The following is an 18,140-nucleotide window of genomic DNA, read 5'->3' on the forward strand; positions in this document are numbered from 1 at the left end:
CGTCGTGGATCGAGACCGGGAAGACGATCTTGTCGACGTTGGCGCCCGCCCCTCCCACCGGGGCGCGGCGGCCACCGGCACCCGCGCGCGACCGTCCCACCGGAGCCGGACGCACAAGGCGGACCGGCGCGCGCCGAGCCGCCGGAACGTGACGCTCGCCGTGCTCACCCTCGGCGCGCTGATCCTGGTCCCGCTGGTGCTGTGGGCCGCCGGTGCCGGCTCCGAGGGACCGGACGGCAAGGCCGACGGCGACGGCTCCCCGGCGGCGCCGCGCCCGCACACCGGCTCGACCCCGTCCTGGACGGGCGCCGACAGGCCGCCGGACGGCACGACCCGCGGCCTCCTGCGCAACCCGGCCACCGGACTGTGCGTCGGCGTCACCGGCACGAAGGCCGCGGCCGGCGAGGAGACCCGGCTCACCTCGTGCGGCTCGGACTCCGCGCTCACCTGGTCGTACGGGCCGGACGGCCTGCTGCGTGACACCGTGAACGGCTTCTGTCTGGACTCACGGCTCGGCTACTCGGTCCAACTCGCCCCGTGCGTCGGCCCGTCGGACCCCGGCGCGCGGAACATCCGCTACGACCTCACCCCCGACGGCAGGCTGGTGGCCCGCCGGAACAAGGACCTGGTCCTGGTGCCCGCCGCCGCCCGAGGCGAGTCCGCGCTCGTCCTCAAGCCGCGCGACGACACCGAACCGGTCCAGCGCTGGACCCTGGACGCGGCGTCCCCCTCACCCCGGACACAACTCGTCGACTGGGGCTCCGCCGGGGGCGGGACCTCCCCGTCCGCCACCCCGGCGCCGGGAAACTGAGGGGCCGGGCACCCGGACCCTCGGGGCGCCGGGGGCGGGGCGGGGAACGGCCGGGACCGGACCGGGCGGCGGTCGTCAGGCGCCGCTGCCGACACGCACCACGCTGAGACGGACCGAGGAGGAGTTGCCGGACACCGGCACCTCGCCCTGCGTCCACTTCACCGTGAGGGAGTCCTTCTCGTCGGGCGGGGTGACGACCAGCGAGGCGGGGGTCGCCGTGCGGGCGCCGCTGATCTCCGGGTTGGAGAAGGACAGGCCCGCCCACGCGCTCTGGCCGGGGCCCAGCTTCACGGTCGTCACCGAGTCCGTGGACCGCTTGGGGTCGGGGCCGAGCTGCTTGCCGGAGGAGTCCACGAAGGCCGCCCCGGGGTAGCCGCGCACGGTACAGGTGCGTCCGGACCGGTTGGTCAGCACGATCGGGAAGTTCTCCTGCCCCGCCCCCGGGTCGTTGCGGCCGACCGAGGCGCGCAGCTCGGAGGTGTGGCAGCGGCTGCTCGCGGTCGCCGCGTTCCCCGAGGACGCGGTGGCGGACGCCGAGGCGGCGTCGGTCGGCGTGCCCGCAGCGGTGTCGTCCGGGGCCGCGCTCGCGCCGGACTCGGACGGGTCCGACGAGCCGGGGGCCGTCGTGGAGTCGCCGGACGCCGGTTCGGCCGTACCGGACAGGCTCTTCGGGGAACCGCTCGGGGTGTCGGTGCCGCAGGCGGTGAGCACGCTCAGCAGCGCGACACCCGCGAGCAGGGCGGCCCGCCGGGCGGCGGATGATGCGCGGTGCGCGGACACCGTCCCGGGCCGGTCCGTGTCCGTACGCCGGAAGGTCGTCATGTCACCACTCCTTGGTCTCGCTTCGTACGGGGTCTCTCGCCCGTACGCACGGCGCGTTGTGCCCCGTCACCCCACTCCGATGCACCCGCGGGGCGAAAAGTTCGCGGAATCGGCCGACGTGTTCACGAAACCGGCCGGGAAGCGCCGTCCGGGGCCGGTCAGGACGACACCCGTACGGAGCCGATCACGGCGTCGACCGTGCCCCGGCCGCCGCTCTCCTGGCGGATCTGCACATACACCTGGGGCTGTGCGGCGCCGCCCGCCGGGGTGAGCGCCGCCTCGGTGAGGGAGCCGTCGCCCGGACAGTCGTCCCAGGTCCGTATCAGCGCGTGCCAGCGCTTGCCGGAGTAGGGGCGGCTGCCGGTGTAGTGGCAGCCGGTGTGCGCGAGGTCCCGGACCTCGGCGGTCACGTCGCCGTGCTCGCTCAGTCCGACGAAGGCGCCGTCGACCCCGCCCGAACCGAGGTCCTGCCAGCGGGTCAGGTGGTTCGCGACGGCGAGCCCGGGCTCCGCGCCGGCCGTCAGACCGAGCGCCCGGGGGTTCCAGCCGGAGTCGCGCACCTCGCGGCCCCAGGCGGCCGGGACCTCGGCCGAGACCCGGCCGGTACGGTCGCCGACCCGGACGGTCTTCGCACCGGCACCGGCACCGGCACCGGGGTCCCGGGCCAGCAGTACGGCTCCGGTACCGGCCGCGCCGGCCACGACGACACCCGCGAGCGCCAGCAGCGCGGTGCGCCGCCGGCGCGGAGAGCGGGGGCGGGACGCCTGGGATGCCCGGGAGGGCGGCTCGGCAGGCGCCGTCTCGGCCAGCCGCTCCAGTTCCGCCGCGAACTCCGCCGCGGTGCGCCAGCGCCGCTCCCGGTCGGGCTCCATCGCCCGCAGCAGCGCCCGCCGGACGTCCGCCGGAAGGCCCGGACGCAGCCGGTCGGGCCGCTCCACCTCGCCGGGCGGGCCCGGGACCACGCCGGTGACGAGGTGGTAGCCGAGCGCGCCCAGGCTGTACACGTCGGCCCGCGCGTCGATGCCGGAACCGGCCTGGGCCTGCTCGGGCGGGGTGTAGCCGGCGGAGCCCGCGGCCATGGTGAGCCCGGAGGCCTGCGCCAGGCTCTTCGCCAGCCCGAGGTCCGCGAGGAGCACCCGGTCGGTGCCGCCGGGGGTGGTGCGCAGCAGCACGTTGGACGGCTTGATGTCACGGTGCACGATGCCCGCCTCGTGCAGCGCCGCCGCGGCCCGGGCCGCCAGCGCGGTCAGCCGCAGCGCCTCGGCGACGGGCAGCGGTCCGGCCCCGACCCGGTCGGCGAGGGTGCCCCCGTCCGCGTACTCCATGACGAAGTAGGGCCTGCCGTCCGGGAGTTCACCGATGTCGTAGACCTGGACGACCCGGCTGGAGTCGGCCTTGCGCAGCAGCCGCGCCTCGGCGAGGAAGCGCTCCCGGACGTCCAGGTGGTCGGCCCAGTTGTCGGACAGCACTTTCAGCGCCACCGTCGCGTCGAGGTCGTCGTCGTGGGCGAGCCAGACCACGCCGAAACCGCCGGCGCCCAGGCGCCGGTCCAGACGGTAGCGGCCGATCCGTTCCAGGGAGTGCATGCGACTATCATGCCTGGCCTTGGACCGACACCGAGGGGAGCATCCAGTGCGGGACGCGGCGGGGAGCGAGGAACTGGCGCTGCGCGCGGCAGCCGGTGACGAGGCGGCCCTGGACGTGCTGCTCCAGCAGGTGCGGCCCGAGGTCGTGCGGCGCTGCGGGCGCTTTCTGCCCTGCCGTGAGGACGCCGAGGAGGCGGCGCAGGACGTGCTCCTCCAGGTGTCCCGCAAGATCACCACCTTCGAGGGCCGTAGCCGGTTCAGCACCTGGCTCTACACGGTGGTGGCCAACTGCGCCCGGCAGAAGTACCGCGAGCTGAAACGGCGGGCCGCCGAGCGGCCCGAGGAGATCGACGCGGCCCAGTACGTGGACCCGCGGACCACGAGTGTCATCGCCGGGTCCCGGATCGACCTGCTGGAGGCGCTGGAGCGGCTGGAGCGCGAACACCCGCACCTGGTCGCGCCGTTGGTGTACCGCGACATCTGCCAGCTGGAGTACGCGGAGGTCGCCGAGCGCGTCGGGATTCCGCTCGGCACGCTCAAGTCCCGCCTGCACGAGGCGCGCAAGCAGGTCCGGCCCTGGCTGGCCGACGCCTCCTGAACCCGGTCCTGTCGCGCACTCTCGCGGAGCCGCCCGGCAGGGTCGTCCGGCGGTGGCGTCCGGCGGTGGCGTCCGGCGCCGGTCGTGTGCCGCGCCGGGTGCGGGGCCGCTGTCTAGGCTGAGCCGTGTGAAGAAGCAGAGCAGCAGGCCCCCGCTCGCCGTGTTCGACCTGGACGGCACCCTCGCGGACACCGCGCACCGGCAGCGGTTCCTGGAGCGCGCGCCGCGCGACTGGGACGCGTTCTTCGCCGCGGCGGGCGAGGACCCGCCGCTCGCCGAGGGCGTCGCGCTGGCGCTGCGCAGCGCCGAGGAGTGCGAGGTCGTCTATCTGACCGGCCGCCCGGAGCGCTGCCGCCGCGACACCCTGGCCTGGCTGGCTGCCCAGGGGCTGCCTAAGGGCCGTGTCTGGATGCGGCGCGACGACGACCGCAGGCCCGCCCGCCGCACCAAGCTGGAGATCCTGCGCCGGCTCGCCGGGGAACGCGAGATCCGCGTCCTCGTCGACGACGACGAACTTGTCTGCGAGGACGCGGAACGGGCCGGCTTCACGGTCGTACGGGCACGGTGGGCCGCCGCGTCAACGGCGCTGCGGGACGCGCAGGAGGGCGAGGGCCGGACCTGACCGGCCCGGCGCGGGGACCGGACCCGGGCACAGCTCCGACCCGGGGCGCAGATCCGACCTGGGGCGGGGAACCGAACCGGAACGGGGGAACCGCCTCGGGAAGGCCCGCGTCGATCGGGATCCGGCTCGGGAAGGCCCGCGTCGATCGGGAACCGGCCCGGGACGGCCCGCGCCGATCGGGGATCGCCCCGGGAAGGCCCGCGCCGGTGGCCGGCGAAGCGTCAGTCCGCGTCCTCCAGGCGGAACCCGAGCTTCAGGCCCACCTGGTAGTGCTCGACCCGCCCGTTCTCGATCTGGCCCCTGACCTGGGTCACCTCGAACCAGTCCAGGTTGCGCAGGGTCTGCGAGGCCCGGGTGATCCCGTTGCGGATGGCCTGGTCGATGCCTTCGTGCGAGGTCCCGACGATCTCGGTGACCCGATAGGTGTGGTCGGACATACGGGTTGCTCCTCTCCGCCGTGGCGCGGGTGCCACGCGTCATCCCACGGTGCCCCACCGGCTGTCGTGGCGCGAGATGGCGGGGTGCCCCGGGTGACGGAACGGTGGCGGTGGGTGCGGTGGGCCCTTGACGGACCTTATTGGTCCATACCAAAATCCACACACCCGTACGAGCGCCCCAGCTCGTCCCCCCACGTCGGGCCCCTCACCCCTGTCCGCAAGACAGAACTGGACCCCTCGTGAAACGTCGTCTGCTCGCCGTCGCCTGCGTCAGCGCCTCCCTGCTCACCGCGTGCGGCTCCTTGCCGGGAAGCGGCGCCTCCCGGCAGACCGTCACGGTGTGGCTGATGAAGGACAGTGCCTCCAAGGAGTTCCTCAAGCACTTCACCGACGACTTCGAGCGAGAGCACGACAAGCTGCGCCTCGACATCCGCATCCAGGAGTGGACGGGCATCGGCGACAAGGTCCAGGCGGCGCTGAAGCGGGATGACGTCGACGCGCCCGACGTCATCGAGGTCGGCAACACCCAGGTGGCGCAGTACGTCGACGGCGGCGGACTCAGCGATCTGACCCTGGAGTCGATGCGGGACTGGGGCATGAACGACTGGCTGCCCGGCCTCGCCGAGCCCGGCCGGTTCGGCACCCGACAGTTCGGCGTCCCCTGGTACGCCGCCAACCGGGTCGTCATCTACCGCAAGGACCTGTTCCGGGCCGCTGACATCAAGCAGCCGCCGAAGACCCGCGAGCAGTGGCTCACGGACACCGAACGTCTCAACACCGGCGGGAACCAGGGGATCTACCTGGCCGGCCAGGACTGGTACACGCTGTCCGGGTTCATCTGGGACGAGGGCGGCGACCTCGCGACGGAGTCCCGCTCGGGGAGCTGGGAGGGCACGCTCGCGACACCGGCCGCGCTGCGCGGCATGAACTTCTACCGGCGGCTCCAGGCGCTGGGGGACGGTCCGGTGGGCGCCGACGAGGAACACCCGCCGCAGTCCGGGGTGTTCGCGCGGGGCAAGGTCGCGCAGATCGTGGCGGTGCCCGGACTCGTCCAGGCCATCGAGCGCGCGAACCCCGACCTGAAGGGCAAGTTGGGGTTCTTCCCGGTGCCCGGCAAGACCGCGGAGAAGCCCGGCGCGGTCTTCACCGGCGGCTCAGACCTGGTCGTGCCCGAGAACACCGACGACCGGGGTGCCGCCACCGCCGTCGTCGCGGCGCTCGCCGGCGCCAAGTGGCAGACGGAGCTGGCCCGCACGATGAACTACGTGCCCAACAAGACGAAGCTCGCGGGCGCCGTGTCCGGGGAACCGGGGGTGGCCGCGATGGCGGCGGGCGCCGCGCAGGGCCGGGCCACCCCGACCTCGCCCCAGTGGGCCGCGGTCGAGGCGGACAACCCGATCAAGGCGTGTATGACGAAGATCCTCGGCGGGGCCGACCCGGCGACCGAGGCCCGCAAGGCCTCCGACCGCATCACGAGCGTCCTGTCCGTCGACGACGAGTGAACGAACCCCCGGCGGGCGGGCGCACGCGGGCCCGCCCGCCGGGGAGTTGCGTAGCCGAGCCCGAGCCCGAGCCCGAGCCCGAGCCCGAGCCGACGACCCAGGCGCGAGCCGAACCGAGCCGACGAGCCGAGCGCGAGCCGAGCCGGGCGCGAGCCGAGCCGACGAGCCGGGACGGGACGGACCCGCCCGGCGGGGAGTCGGCTCCGGCGAACGAACGAGCCCTGTTCGCTGGAGAGTCGCTCCGCCGGGCGGACGCGGCCCCGCCCCTCGGCGGGCTACTCCGCCGAGCTGAGCGACAGCGCGAAGCGGCCCGCCGTGTCCGTCCACCAGTGCGTCAGATCGAAGCCGGCCTCGGCCAGTTCGGCCCGGACGCCCTCCGCGCGGAACTTGGCCGAGATCTCGGTGCGCAGCTCCTCGCCCTCGGCGAAGTCGACGGCGAGGTCCAGCGCGGGGATCTTCACGCTCTGCGCGCTCCGGGACCGCAGCCGCATCTCGATCCACTCGTGCCCGGCGTCCCAGAGCGCGACATGCTCGAACCCGTCGAGGTCGAAGTCCGCGCCGAGTTCACGGTCGACCACGCTCAGCACGTTCTTGTTGAACGCGGCCGTCACCCCGGCCGCGTCGTCGTAGGCCCGGACGAGCACCGCCGGGTCCTTGACCAGGTCCGTGCCGAGCAGCAGGGTGTCCCCGGGCGCCAGCAGCGACCGTACGGACGCCAGGAACGCGGCGCGCTCGGCGGGCAGCAGATTGCCGATGGTGCCGCCCAGGAACGCCACCAGACGCGGCCCCGGGGTGTCCGGGAGGGTGAGACCGCCGGTGAAGTCGGCGATCAGGGCGTGCACGTTCAGCCCCGGACGCTCCGCGATCAGCGCCTGCCCGGCCTGCGTGAGCGCGCTCTCGCTGACGTCCACGGGGACATAGGTGTGCAGGTCCGGCAGCGCGTCCAGCAGATGGCGCGTCTTCTCCGAGGAGCCGGAACCCAGCTCCACGAGGGTGCGCGCACCGCTCGCCGCGGCGATCTCGCCGGCCCGCGCGAGCAGGATCTCCCGCTCGGCGCGCGTCGGGTAGTACTCCGGGAGTTCGGTGATCTTCTCGAACAGCTCGCTGCCGTGCGCGTCGTAGAACCACTTGGGCGGCAGCGTCTTCGGCGTGTGCCCGAGGCCGTGCAGGACGTCGGCGCGCAGGGCCGCCTCCGTGGCGTCCTCGGGCAGGGTGCGGGTCAGCAGGAACGGGCTCACGTACGGGGCTCCTTGCGCTGTGCGGATGCCATGTCGTCGCTCATGTCCTTGAGCGGGGTGAGCAGCACCTCGGTGCGGCTCGCCGTGAGGAGGGTGCGGTCGGGGACCTCACGCCAGGCCGGGTCCTCGTCGTACGGCTCGGAGGCCACGACGGTGCGCGGGCCGGGCCCGGCCAGATACCAGAGGGTGTCGCCCCAGGCGGTCGCGGCGATCGTGTCGCCGTCGGTGAGCAGCAGGTTGAGCCGGGAGCCGGGGGCCGCCTCCGCGACCTCCACGACGGTGTCGGCGAGCGCCTGGCCCGCCGTGTCCCCGGCGCGCAGCCGGCGCAGTACCAGCGCCCACACGAAAGCCGAGTCGCACCGGGCCTCCAGCGACAGCAACTCCGCCGCCGGCAGGCCCGATACGAGCGGGGCGAGCGAGTGCGGCCAGCCGAGGACCGCGCCGTTGTGGCTGAACAGCCAGGCGTCCGCGGCGAACGGCGCCGCCGCGGCCTCCCCGTCGGAACCCGCCACCGTCGCGTCCCGCACCGCGGCGAGCAGCGCCCGCGATCCGACCACGCGGGCCAGGTCGGCGAACGAGGCGTCGCCCCAGATGGGCCCGGTACGCCGGTAGCGGGCCGGCACCGGATCGCCGTCGGCGTACCAACCCACCCCGAAACCATCGGCGTTGACCGTCCCGTACCGCTGCCGGCGGGGCGCCCACGACTGCCGGAACAGGCTGTGCTCCGGGGTGACGAGGAGCGCGCCGAGCCGCTCCTCGTCACCCAGGAACGCGAGGTGACGGCACATCAGGAAGATCCGTCCCGGGCCGTGCGGAACCCGGAGAAGATCTGCCGCCTGATCGGGTAGTCCCAGTTGCGGAACGTGCCCCGGCAGGCCACCTGGTCCACCGCGAACGAACCGCCGCGCAGCACCTTGTAGTCGGGCCCGAAGAACACCTCCGAGTACTCCCGGTACGGGAAGGCGGCGAAGCCCGGATACGGCTCCAGGCCGCTCGACGTCCACTCCCACACGTCACCGATCAACTGCCGTACGCCGAGCGGCGAGGCGCCCGCCGGATAGCTGCCGGCCGGTGCCGGGCGCAGATGGCGCTGGCCCAGGTTGGCGTGATCCGGGGTGGGGTCGGCGTCGCCCCACGGGTAGCGCGTGGACCGGTCGGACACCGGGTCGTGGCGGGCCGCCTTCTCCCACTCCGCCTCGGTCGGCAGCCGGCGGCCCGCCCAGCGGGCGTAGGCGTCGGCCTCGTACCAGCACACGTGCAGGACCGGCTCGTCGGGCGGCACGACCTCGGTGACGCCGAAGCGCCGCCGCAGCCACTGCCCGCCCTCACGCCGCCAGAACAGCGGCGCCTCGATGCCGTGCGTGCGGATGTGGTCCCAGCCCTCCGGCGCCCACCAGCGCGGGTCGCCGTAACCGCCGTCCGCGATGAACGCCTGGTAGGCGCCGTTCGTGACCGGGGTCGTGTCGATGTGGAACGCCGGGACCGTACGGCGGTGCGCGGGCCGTTCGTTGTCCAGCGCCCACGGTTCGGTGGAGGTGCCCATCACGAACGGGCCGCCGGGGACGAGGACTTCGGCGGGACCGGTGTACGGCTCGACGGGAGCGGGGTCCGGCGCCGTGAGCGCGGCCGGCCCCCTCCGCAGCTGATGGGTGATCAGCATGGTCTCGTCGTGCTGCTGTTCGTGCTGCGCGATCATGCCGAAGGCGAACCCGGCCTCGGTGAGCCGGGAGCCGGCGAACGCCGAACTCTCCAGCACGTCGAGCGCCCGGCCGCGCACCTCCGCCGCGTACGTACGGGCCTCGGCGGGCGGCAGCAGCGGGAGCGTGGGCCGCTCGGAACGCGCGTGCTCGAACGCGTCGTACAGCCCGTCGATCTCGGGACGCAGCGCCTCACGCCCCGCGACCGCCCGCAGCAGCCACAGCTCCTCCTGGTTGCCGATGTGCGCGAGGTCCCACACCAGCGGCGACATCAGCGGGGAGTGCTGCGCGGTCAGGTCGGGGTCCTCCACACACGAGGTGAGCAGGGCGGTCCGGTCCCGCGCCGTGACGAGCGCGTCGAGCGCGCGCTCCCTGAGCGACTCCGGATCCGTGAGCGAATCGGGGGCGGTCATGAGCTGATGTCCTTCCCGTCGAACCGGCCGGCCGAACGGCCGTCGGACCGGGTCTCGGACGGCCCGTCGGACCAGGCTGCCCCGGTCGGCCCGTCGGACCGTCCCAGGCCCGGCAGGGTGTCGGGCCGCGCGTCGTGCCGGCCCCTCTCGGCGTCGAGCAGATCGTCCGCGGGACAGCGGCCCCGTGCCACATAACGCTCGGTGAACTCCGCGACGGCCGCCATGACCTCCGCCGAGGCACCGAGCCGGGGCAGCGCCTCGTAGGCCGCCGCGAAGCAGACCGCCGCGGCCTCCCGCAGCTCCGGATCGGCGAGACCCAGCCGGGCCGCGTCCCGCCACAGCGGGTTGCGCGGCGCCCGGCCGGGGCCCGCCCGCTCCGCGAGCGGCTTCACGGTCCGGTAGGCGATCTCGGCCGCGCTCGGGTCGTCGAAGAGGGCCGCCGTCACCGCGAGGGGCACGATCCAGCCGTCCTCACCCGGCTGCGCGTCGATCATGCGCAGTTCGAGATGGCCGCGCGGCCGCACCGGCGGGAACAGCGTCGTCATGTGGTAGTCGAGATCCTCCCGCTCCGGCGGGTTGCCGGACCGGGTCCAGTCACGGAAGGTCATCCCCTCCGGAACGCCCCAGGGGCCCTCGGGCGCCCGGACGCACATCACCGGGGCGTCCAGCACGTGCCGGGCCCAGGCGGCCCGGGGATCGCCGTCCAGCGACGGCGCGTCGGTGCGCCCGGGGTCCATCGCGGCCCACAGCGACTGCCGCGTGGAGCGCCAGCCCGTGCGCCGCCCCCGGGCCATCGGGGAGTGGGCGAACGCGGCCACCAGGACCGGGCCGAGCTGGTGCGCGAGCCACCAGCGCCGCCCGTGCCCGAGCGGACCCGGCTCCTCGTATCCGGCGTCCACGCACACCTGTACGGACGCCGACGTGCACATCATGGCGCGGCCCTCGGGCCCCGCACGGTCGAGGTAACTCTCCATGGCGTCGTACCGGGGCTCATGGAGATAGCGGCTCGGGGTGTTCCAGGGGTCCTGGCCGTAACCGCTGAGGCCGAGGCCCGCCTCGCGCAGCGTGGCGCGGACGGCGTCCAGGTCGGCCGAGACGGACCGTACGCACTCCATCAGGGAGGCGGCGGGAGCGGAACTCAGCTCCAGTTGCCCGCCGGGTTCGACGGTGAGCGCCGAACTCAGCGGTACGGCCCGCAGCGCGGCGTACGCCGCTTCGAGACGTTCAGGCGGTACGGGGAGCCGCGGCGCGCGCAGCTCGTGGACGAGCCATTCGACTTCCACACCGAGGAACCGGGGCGGGCCGGTCTTGAAGCAGATGCCATGGACCAGCGCCTCCACCTCGGCCTCGGTGACGGGGGAGCGGCGTCGCTCCGTACAGTCACTCACCGAATCGGACATGTGGGGATCCTCCTGAGATTCCACCATGCCGCCGGCCCGGGGTCTGGTGGGCCGGACCGGCATTCACCCGTCCACCCAAGACCCTCTCGGCGGTTCGCACAAGGGGGCGAATTTGTCGCTTGCGGGACCGGAGTACACCGTTTGCGGGGCGTTGAAACTCTGTTGCGCCGCAGGACCAGCATCGCTCACGATGCGTGCATGAGCACGACGGGGAGCGACAGCCGGTCCGCGCTCATGGCGCGTACGGGGGTGGCGCCATGAGCGCGCGGCTGCGGGCGATCGCCCGGGAGACCGAGGAGATCGTCGCGGCCGGCGGCTACCGCGCACCTACCGGGGCCCGGGTCTCCATCGCCGCGGCCGTCGAGTCGGCCCGGGCCGGGACACGGCTGTACGGACCCGGGCCGGTGGAGACACCCTCGGTGACCGCCGGCCGCACGGCGTTCGAGGTCACCGGCGAGAGCAGCCTGGAGGCGGCCCGCCGGCTGACGACCCTGGGCGACGGCCCGGTCGCGGTGCTGAACTTCTCCTCGGCGCGCAACCCGGGCGGCGGCTATCTGAACGGCGCGCAGGCCCAGGAGGAAGCCCTCTGCCGCGCCTCCGCGCTGTACACCTGTCTGCTGCGGGCCCGGGGGTTCTACGACCACCACCGCGCTCACCGCGACGCGTTCTACACGGACCGTGTCATCCACTCGCCCGGCGTACCCGTCTTCCGCGACGACCGCGGCGTGCTCCTCGACGAGCCGTTCGCGGCCGGATTCCTCACGGCCGCGGCACCGAACGCGGGGGTCGTGCTGCGGACCGCCCCCGAGCGCGCGGCCGAGCTGCCCCGCGCGCTCGCGGCCCGCGCCGAACGCGTCCTGGAGACCGCCGCCGCCCACAGCTACCGCCGGCTGGTGCTCGGCGCCTGGGGCTGCGGGGTCTTCCGGAACGATCCGGCGCAGGTGGCCGGCGCCTTCCGCGGGCTGCTGGTCGGGGGCCGCTTCGAGGGGGCCTTCGACCAGGTGGTCTTCGGCATCCTGGACCGCGCACGCGACCGGACGACCTACCGCGCGTTCGAGCAGGCGTTCGCCCTTGAAGGTGCGCGGACTCCGGGAGCGTGAGGGCCGCCCGGACGAGCGTGCGCGCCGCCCGGCGGTCGCCTTTCACCGGCCGGTCACCGAGCCCATCGGCCGGTCACCGGGCCCATCGGCCGGTCACCGGGTCATCGCCGGTCACCCCTCACCGGCACTGTCCGGCGCCCGCCGTGACACGCGCGCTCGGCTTCGCCCCTGACGTCCAGGGTCAGCGCCAGCCGTAGCGCTCGCGCAGCCGGTGGACGACGGAGTTGAACCGCATCCGGTCCAGCGCGCAGGCCTCCCGGCGCATCCCGTCCTCGTGCAGCCGCAGCACCCGGTCTACGGCTACCCACGAGTCCCGTCCCGTCCGGTCCCACGGCCCGCTCCCGATCGCGACCCACTCGCGCTCGCCGTCGTGCCGCTTGCTGGAGAGCTGCACCGCGAGGAAGGTGCCCGCGGGCTCCCGGGCCACGACCAGCACCGGGCGGTCCTTGCCCCGGCCGTCGTTCTCCTCGAAGGGCACCCAGGTCCAGACGATCTCCCCGGGGTCCGGGTCGCCGTCGTGCGCGGGGGAGTACTCGGTCTTCACGGGGCCGACGTCACGGGGCGCGGCCTCGGTGGTCGCGGTGGGGCCGTAGCGGCCGGGAACGTCTTCATCGGTAGAGGCAGTCACGCGGGCCACCGTAGAGCCTGGCCGGGGGAGTTGATCGCTCGGGTCCGCCGTGACCGGCCCCCGGCGCCGACACGACACGGCGGCCCATGTCCAGGGCGCCCCCCAATTCCCTTGTTCCGCAACGTATTTCGTACGGCAGCGGAGCCGCGTACGTCACCGGGCCCGCCGTTGGCCAAGGGAACTCCGCCGAACCGGCCACCCGGGCGCCCCCGACGACAGCAGCCCGCGGGGCCCAACTCCCTCAGCCCGCAGCCGAGTCGGCAGCCGCCGTCCACGCCGGCCAGTGGTCCTGCCAGCGCAGTTCGTCCTCCAACTGGGCGGCCAGCGACACGAGAAGGGGTTCGCTGTCCGCCGGGCCGAGGAGCTGCGCGCCGACCGGCAGCCCGTCGCCGACGAAGCCCGCGGGGACGTTCACCCCCGGCCAGCCGAGGACGTTCCACGGCCAGGCGTACGGGCAGGCGGCGATCATCGCCCGGTCGGTGCCGAACCCGCTCAGCCCGTGCAGCGCCCCGATCCGCGGCGGGGGAGCGGCGGTGGTGGGCGCGAGCAGGACGTCGTAGGCCTCGAAGAGCGCGCCGACGCGCCGGTGCAGCACGGCCTCCGCCCGCCGGGCCGCCCGCAGCGGCGCCCCGCCCAGCAGCCTGCCGAGGCGGGCGGCGTCCCGGGTGCGCCGGTCGAGCAGTTCGGGGAACGGTGCCTCGCGCACGTGTTCGGCGATCCCGGCCGTGGCGCGCGGCACGAACGCGAGCCCGATCCGCCCGTAGCGCGGCTCCGCCTCCTCCACCGTGTGCCCGAGCCGGGCGAGCCGCTCCGCGAGCGCGACCACCTTCGCCCGTACGGCGGGATCGAGGCGCGCGGGCACCGCCGTGAACGGCGGTTTCAGCGACAGCGCGACACGCAGCCGGCCCGGGTCGCGGACCGCCGCTTCGTGGACGCGCAGCGGCGCCGGGCGGTGCAGATCGCCGGGGTGGCCGCCGCTCGCCGCGTCCAGCAGCAGGGCCGCGTCCGCGACGGTGCGGGCGAGTGTGCCGTTGACGGTGATGCCGTGGAACGACTCCGGGCGCGGCCAGGTCGAGATCCGGCCGCGCTGCGGCTTGATGCCGACGAGATGCGTCCAGGCGGCCGGGATACGGACGGAACCGGCGCCGTCCGAGCCGAGCGCCGCCGGCACCAGACCCGCGGCGACCGCCGCCGCCGAGCCGCCCGACGAACCGCCGGGGGTGTGGCCGGGGTGCCAGGGGTTGCGGGTCTCGCCGAAGGCCGGACCCTCGGTGAAGGGCCACTGCCCCAGCTCGCAGGTGTTGGTCTTGCCGATCACGATCGCCCCGGCGGCCCGCAGCCGGCGGACCGCCTCGCCGTCCTCGGCCGCCGGCGGATAGGTGCCCGCGCAGCCGAACGCGGTCGGCTCGCCCGCGACGTCCATGTCGTCCTTGACCGCCACCGGCACCCCGAGCAGGAGTCGCCGCCCGCCCGCCGCCAGTTCCCGGTCCGCCGCGTCGGCCTCCGCGAGCGCCGCCTCGGCGCGCACCAACCGGAACGCGTTCAGCGTGGCGCGGCTCGCCTCGACGCGGGCCAGCGCCCGTTCCACCAGCTCGCGCGCCGTCACCTCGCCGTCGGCCAGGGCACGCGCGCTCTCCGCCAGGCCTGGGGTGGGGTCGGGAGCCATACGGGACACCTCCGGAGAACGTCGTCTACCGAACGGTAACCTCTGGTCGCCCGTACCGGTACGCGACGGTCAACCCCCCTTCCGGACGCGCGAGTTCCGCCGGTCGCGCGGTGCCGGGGCGCCCGCCCGAGGCGGTGCCGCGGGCTTCTGCGAGGATGCCGTACGTCATGGTGCAGATACCGAAGCAGCCCGCCCAGCCGGCGCCCGCGCAACGACCCGTACCGACCAGCGCCGACGTGGCGCGCCTCGCGGGAGTCTCGCGCGCGACCGTCTCGTACGTCCTGAACAACACCAGCGCCGTCCGCATCAGCGAGCCCACCCGCCGCAGGGTCCGCGAGGCCGCCGCCGAACTCGGATACGTCCCGCACGCCGCCGCCCGCAGCCTGCGCGCCGGACACAGCCGCATGGTCCTGATGCCCGCCCCGGCCGTCCCCGTGGGCCCCCTCTACAACCAGTTCTTCAGCGAACTCCAGGGAGCGCTGGGCCTGCTCGACTACACCGTCGTGCAGTACGGCAGCGTCGGTCTGCGCGGTGACGAGGCCGCCCGCGCCTGGGCCGAACTGCGGCCCGTCGCCGTCCTGGTGCCCGGCAGCGGGCTCGGCCCGCAGGGGGTGGCCGTCCTCAAGCGGGCCGGGGCCCGTGCCGTCGTCACGCTGGGCCCCGAGCGCGTCGAGGGCGCCCACGCGCTCCTGATGAACCACGACCGGGTCGGCCACGCGGCGGGCGAACACCTGCTGGCCCGTGGCCGGCGCCGCGTCGGCGTGGTGCTCCCCGGCGAGGCCGGCCTGGAGATCTTCGCCGCACCGCGCCTCGAAGGCGTCCGGCGGGCGCTGCGCGACACGGACGCGACGGTGACCGAACTGCGCCTGCCGTACGACGAGGAGGCCGCCGCCCGGCTCGCGGCCCGCTGGCGCTCACTGGGCCTCGACGCGGTCTTCGCCTACAACGACGAGTACGCGATGCTCCTCATGCGCGCCCTCCAGGACGCCGGCGTGAGCATTCCGGACGAGACGGCCGTCGTCGGCGCCGACGACCTGATGCTCGGCCGGCTGCTGCGGCCCCGGCTGAGCACCGTCCACATCGAGCTGCCCTCCGGCCGCGACCTCGCCGACCTGGTGGACCGGGCCGTCCGCGAACCGGGCGGCGAGCCCGAGACGCACGAGGTGCTCGGCGCGCGGGTCGTGCACCGGGCGTCGAGCTGAGAGCGGCGGGGGCCTGCCCGGCGCGTCCGGTCCCCGGTTCCCGTTCCCGGCCTCCGGAGGCCGGGAACGACGAACGGCGCCACCCGGTGCCGCCGCCGCACACGCGACGGATCACCGGATGACGCCGTGACCGTAAGACGGTAAGACCACAGAACGTCAAGACCGTAAGCGGGGAGCCAGAGGGCCGGAGACTACTCGCCGCCCTCGGCGGCCTCCGAGGTGCCCTGGCCCTGCGCGGCGGCGGCCTGCTGGGCCGCGACCGACTTGCGGACCTCGTCCATGTCCAGCTTCCGGGCCTGCCCGATGACGTCCTCCAGCGCCTCCGCGGGGAGCGCGCCGGGCTGGGCGAAGATCGCGACCTGGTCGCGCACGATCATCAGGGTCGGGATCGACTGGATGTCGAAGGCCGCCGCGAGTTCCGGCTGAGCCTCGGTGTCGACCTTCGCGAAGACCAGGTCCGGGTTCGCCTCGGCGGCCTTCTCGTAGACCGGCGCGAACTGACGGCACGGCCCGCACCAGGACGCCCAGAAGTCGATCAGGACGAACTCGTTGTCCGTGACCGTCTGGTCGAAGTTCTCCTTGGTCAGCTCCACGGTGCTGCTCATGCGATATTCCCTCTTCCTGACGTCCGGCTCATGCCGGTTTGCACAACGCCACCCACCGGGGGCGTATTCCGCGCCCGTACCCGTGTGGCCACGGCCCACACCAGCGACCAGACTGACCCCATGACGGAAACGGAATCCATCGCCTACGACGTCGTGGTCCTCGGTGCCGGGCCCGTGGGGGAGAACGTGGCCGACCGCGCCCGCGCGGCCGGCCTCTCCACCGCGGTCGTGGAGAGCGAACTGGTCGGCGGCGAGTGCTCGTACTGGGCGTGCATGCCCAGCAAGGCCCTGCTGCGCCCGGCCATCGCCCGCGCCGACGCCCGCCGCGTACCCGGCCTCGCCCCGGCCGTACAAGGCCCCCTCGACGCCCCCGCGGTCCTCGCCCACCGCGACTGGTTCACCTCGGACTGGAAGGACGACGGCCAGATCGGCTGGCTGGACGGCATCGGAGCGGTCCTGTACCGGGGGCACGGACGCCTCGCCGGTCCGCGCACGGTGACGGTCGACGGCTCCGACGGCACGCGGACGACCCTCACCGCCCGGCACGCGGTCGCCGTGTGCACCGGCACCCGCGCCCTCCTCCCCGACCTGCCGGGACTCGACCAGGTGAGGCCCTGGACGAGCCGCGAGGCCACCAGCGCGCACACCGTGCCCGGGCGGCTGATCGTGGTCGGCGGCGGTGTGGTCGCCGCCGAGATGGCCACCGCCTGGCAGGCCCTCGGCTCCCAGGTCACCCTGCTGGTCCGCGGCAAGGGCCTGCTGCCCCGCATGGAACCCTTCGCCGGCGAACTGATCGCCGAGGCGCTGACCGAGGCCGGCGCGGACGTGCGCACCGGCGTCTCGGTGACCGCCGTGTCCCGCGAGGGCTCCACGGTGGTCGCCCGCACGGACACCGGCGAGCGCGTCGAGGCCGACGAGATCCTGTTCGCCACCGGCCGGGCGCCCCGCACCGACGACCTCGGCCTCGACACCGTGGGCCTGGAGAACGGCTCGTGGCTGGAGGTGGACGACAGCCTGCGGGTCGTCGGCTCCGAGTGGCTGTACGCCGTCGGGGACGTCAACCACCGCGCGCTGCTCACGCACGAGGGCAAGTACCAGGCCCGGATCGCGGGCGCCGCCATCACCGCCCGGGCGGCGGGCGTGCCCCTGCTGGAGACCGATCCGTGGGGCGCGCACGCCGCGACCGCCGACCACGCGGCCGTCCCGCAGGTGGTGTTCACCGACCCGGAGGCGGCGGCCGTCGGCCTCTCCCTCGCCGAGGCGGAACAGGCGGGCCACCGCGTCCGCGCGGTCGACGTCGACATGTCCTCGGTCGCCGGCGCCGGCCTCTACGCCGACGGCTACCGCGGCAAGGCCCGCATGGTCGTCGACATCAACCGCGAGATCATCCTCGGCCTCACCCTGGTGGGCCCCGGCGTCGGCGAACTGATCCACTCCGCGACGATCGCCATCGTGGGCGAGGTCCCCCTCAGCCGCCTCTGGCACGCGGTCCCGTCCTACCCGACGATCAGCGAGGTCTGGCTGCGCCTGCTGGAGGCCTACCGGGACGCGTGAGGCGGGTCCTGGGTGGACCGTGAGGCGGCTCCCCGGCGACCGTGAGGCGGGTCTCCGGCGACCGTGAGGCGGGTCCCCGGAGACGTCGGGGGCCCCGGACAGGGAGGGGGACCCCGGTCCAGCGGTCGAGCGCGTCTCGGTCGTCCGCGGCCGGCCGGCCGCGGACGAATACGCCGGGGCGGGGCGCCCCCCGCGAACAGGCGCCCCCGCCCCCCGGGGCCGTCCCGGCAGCCGCCGGGGGTAAGAACGGAAGAGCGTC

17 protein-coding genes are annotated in these 18,140 nt (G+C 74.5%); 7 read left to right on the forward strand and 10 right to left on the reverse strand.

All coding sequences use genetic code 11. The annotated features are described in order from the left end of the window. Positions 1–811 (forward strand): RICIN domain-containing protein (locus AB0912_RS34550; RefSeq protein ID WP_366707026.1); only part of this gene is annotated, 811 nt, incomplete at its 5' end. Positions 812–886: 75 nt separating this feature from the next. Here the strand turns inward: AB0912_RS34550 and AB0912_RS34555 are convergent. Both AB0912_RS34555 and AB0912_RS34560 read right to left on the reverse strand, forming a co-directional pair. Next, entirely contained in the window at positions 887–1,633 is a 747-nt protein-coding gene (locus tag AB0912_RS34555) for a DUF4232 domain-containing protein (protein ID WP_366707028.1), read from the reverse strand. 158 nt (positions 1,634–1,791) lie between these two features. Continuing rightward, entirely contained in the window at positions 1,792–3,219 is a 1,428-nt protein-coding gene (locus AB0912_RS34560; protein ID WP_366707030.1) for a serine/threonine-protein kinase, read from the reverse strand. A 46-nt stretch (positions 3,220–3,265) separates the two neighbouring features. On the opposite strand from AB0912_RS34560, the gene AB0912_RS34565 reads away from it, so the two are divergent. Together AB0912_RS34565 and AB0912_RS34570 are read left to right on the forward strand one after the other, a co-directional pair. Next, positions 3,266–3,817, forward strand: a complete 552-nt coding sequence (locus AB0912_RS34565; RefSeq protein ID WP_366707058.1) for an RNA polymerase sigma factor — start codon at positions 3,266–3,268, stop codon at positions 3,815–3,817. A gap of 127 nt (positions 3,818–3,944) precedes the next feature. After that, complete coding sequence (locus AB0912_RS34570) at positions 3,945–4,439, forward strand: hypothetical protein (RefSeq protein WP_366707032.1); 495 nt, start codon at positions 3,945–3,947, stop codon at positions 4,437–4,439. 221 nt (positions 4,440–4,660) lie between these two features. Here the strand turns inward: AB0912_RS34570 and AB0912_RS34575 are convergent, their stop codons facing one another. Continuing rightward, entirely contained in the window at positions 4,661–4,876 is a 216-nt protein-coding gene (locus AB0912_RS34575; protein ID WP_366707034.1) for a dodecin, read from the reverse strand. 239 nt (positions 4,877–5,115) lie between these two features. Between AB0912_RS34575 and AB0912_RS34580 the strand changes: the two genes are divergently transcribed. After that, entirely contained in the window at positions 5,116–6,378 is a 1,263-nt protein-coding gene (locus tag AB0912_RS34580) for an extracellular solute-binding protein (RefSeq protein ID WP_366707036.1), read from the forward strand. A gap of 275 nt (positions 6,379–6,653) precedes the next feature. Here AB0912_RS34580 and egtD read toward each other — a convergent pair whose 3' ends face one another. The 4 genes from egtD to egtA are packed head-to-tail and all read right to left on the reverse strand — an operon-like array spanning position 6,654 to position 11,126. Further along, positions 6,654–7,616, reverse strand: coding sequence for an L-histidine N(alpha)-methyltransferase (egtD, locus tag AB0912_RS34585; RefSeq protein ID WP_366707038.1), 963 nt, complete (start codon positions 7,614–7,616; stop codon positions 6,654–6,656). Further along, complete coding sequence (gene egtC, locus AB0912_RS34590; protein WP_366707040.1) at positions 7,613–8,404, reverse strand: ergothioneine biosynthesis protein EgtC; 792 nt, start codon at positions 8,402–8,404, stop codon at positions 7,613–7,615. Before egtC ends, egtD begins: the two co-directional genes overlap by 4 nt. After that, complete coding sequence (gene egtB, locus AB0912_RS34595; protein WP_366707042.1) at positions 8,404–9,726, reverse strand: ergothioneine biosynthesis protein EgtB; 1,323 nt, start codon at positions 9,724–9,726, stop codon at positions 8,404–8,406. The genes egtC and egtB overlap by 1 nt, the downstream gene beginning before the upstream one ends. Then, a complete protein-coding gene (gene egtA / locus AB0912_RS34600) occupies positions 9,723–11,126 on the reverse strand; it encodes an ergothioneine biosynthesis glutamate--cysteine ligase EgtA (RefSeq protein ID WP_366707044.1) in 1,404 nt (467 codons plus the stop codon). The genes egtB and egtA overlap by 4 nt, the downstream gene beginning before the upstream one ends. 257 nt (positions 11,127–11,383) lie before the next feature. Between egtA and AB0912_RS34605 the strand changes: the two genes are divergently transcribed. After that, positions 11,384–12,226 (forward strand): TIGR02452 family protein, encoded by an 843-nt coding sequence (locus AB0912_RS34605; RefSeq protein WP_366707046.1) that lies wholly within the window; start codon positions 11,384–11,386, stop codon positions 12,224–12,226. A 181-nt stretch (positions 12,227–12,407) separates the two neighbouring features. On the opposite strand, the gene AB0912_RS34610 is transcribed toward AB0912_RS34605, so the two are convergent. Together AB0912_RS34610 and AB0912_RS34615 are read right to left on the reverse strand one after the other, a co-directional pair. Then, positions 12,408–12,854, reverse strand: a complete 447-nt coding sequence (locus AB0912_RS34610) for a type II toxin-antitoxin system PemK/MazF family toxin (protein WP_366707048.1) — start codon at positions 12,852–12,854, stop codon at positions 12,408–12,410. Between the two features lie 241 nt (positions 12,855–13,095). Then, entirely contained in the window at positions 13,096–14,520 is a 1,425-nt protein-coding gene (locus AB0912_RS34615) for an amidase (protein ID WP_366707050.1), read from the reverse strand. 167 nt (positions 14,521–14,687) lie between these two features. Between AB0912_RS34615 and AB0912_RS34620 the strand changes: the two genes are divergently transcribed. Then, entirely contained in the window at positions 14,688–15,722 is a 1,035-nt protein-coding gene (locus tag AB0912_RS34620; RefSeq protein WP_366707052.1) for a LacI family DNA-binding transcriptional regulator, read from the forward strand. A gap of 191 nt (positions 15,723–15,913) precedes the next feature. Here AB0912_RS34620 and trxA read toward each other — a convergent pair whose 3' ends face one another. Then, positions 15,914–16,327, reverse strand: a complete 414-nt coding sequence (trxA, locus tag AB0912_RS34625; protein WP_366707054.1) for a thioredoxin — start codon at positions 16,325–16,327, stop codon at positions 15,914–15,916. Positions 16,328–16,447: 120 nt separating this feature from the next. Here trxA and AB0912_RS34630 point away from each other — a divergent pair, with 120 nt between their 5' ends. Further along, a complete protein-coding gene (locus tag AB0912_RS34630) occupies positions 16,448–17,881 on the forward strand; it encodes an NAD(P)/FAD-dependent oxidoreductase (RefSeq protein ID WP_366707056.1) in 1,434 nt (477 codons plus the stop codon). The last annotated feature ends 259 nt before the right edge of the window (positions 17,882–18,140 follow it).

The organism is Streptomyces sp. NPDC007084, from assembly GCF_040703595.1.
Taxonomy (GTDB): Bacteria; Actinomycetota; Actinomycetes; order Streptomycetales; family Streptomycetaceae; genus Streptomyces.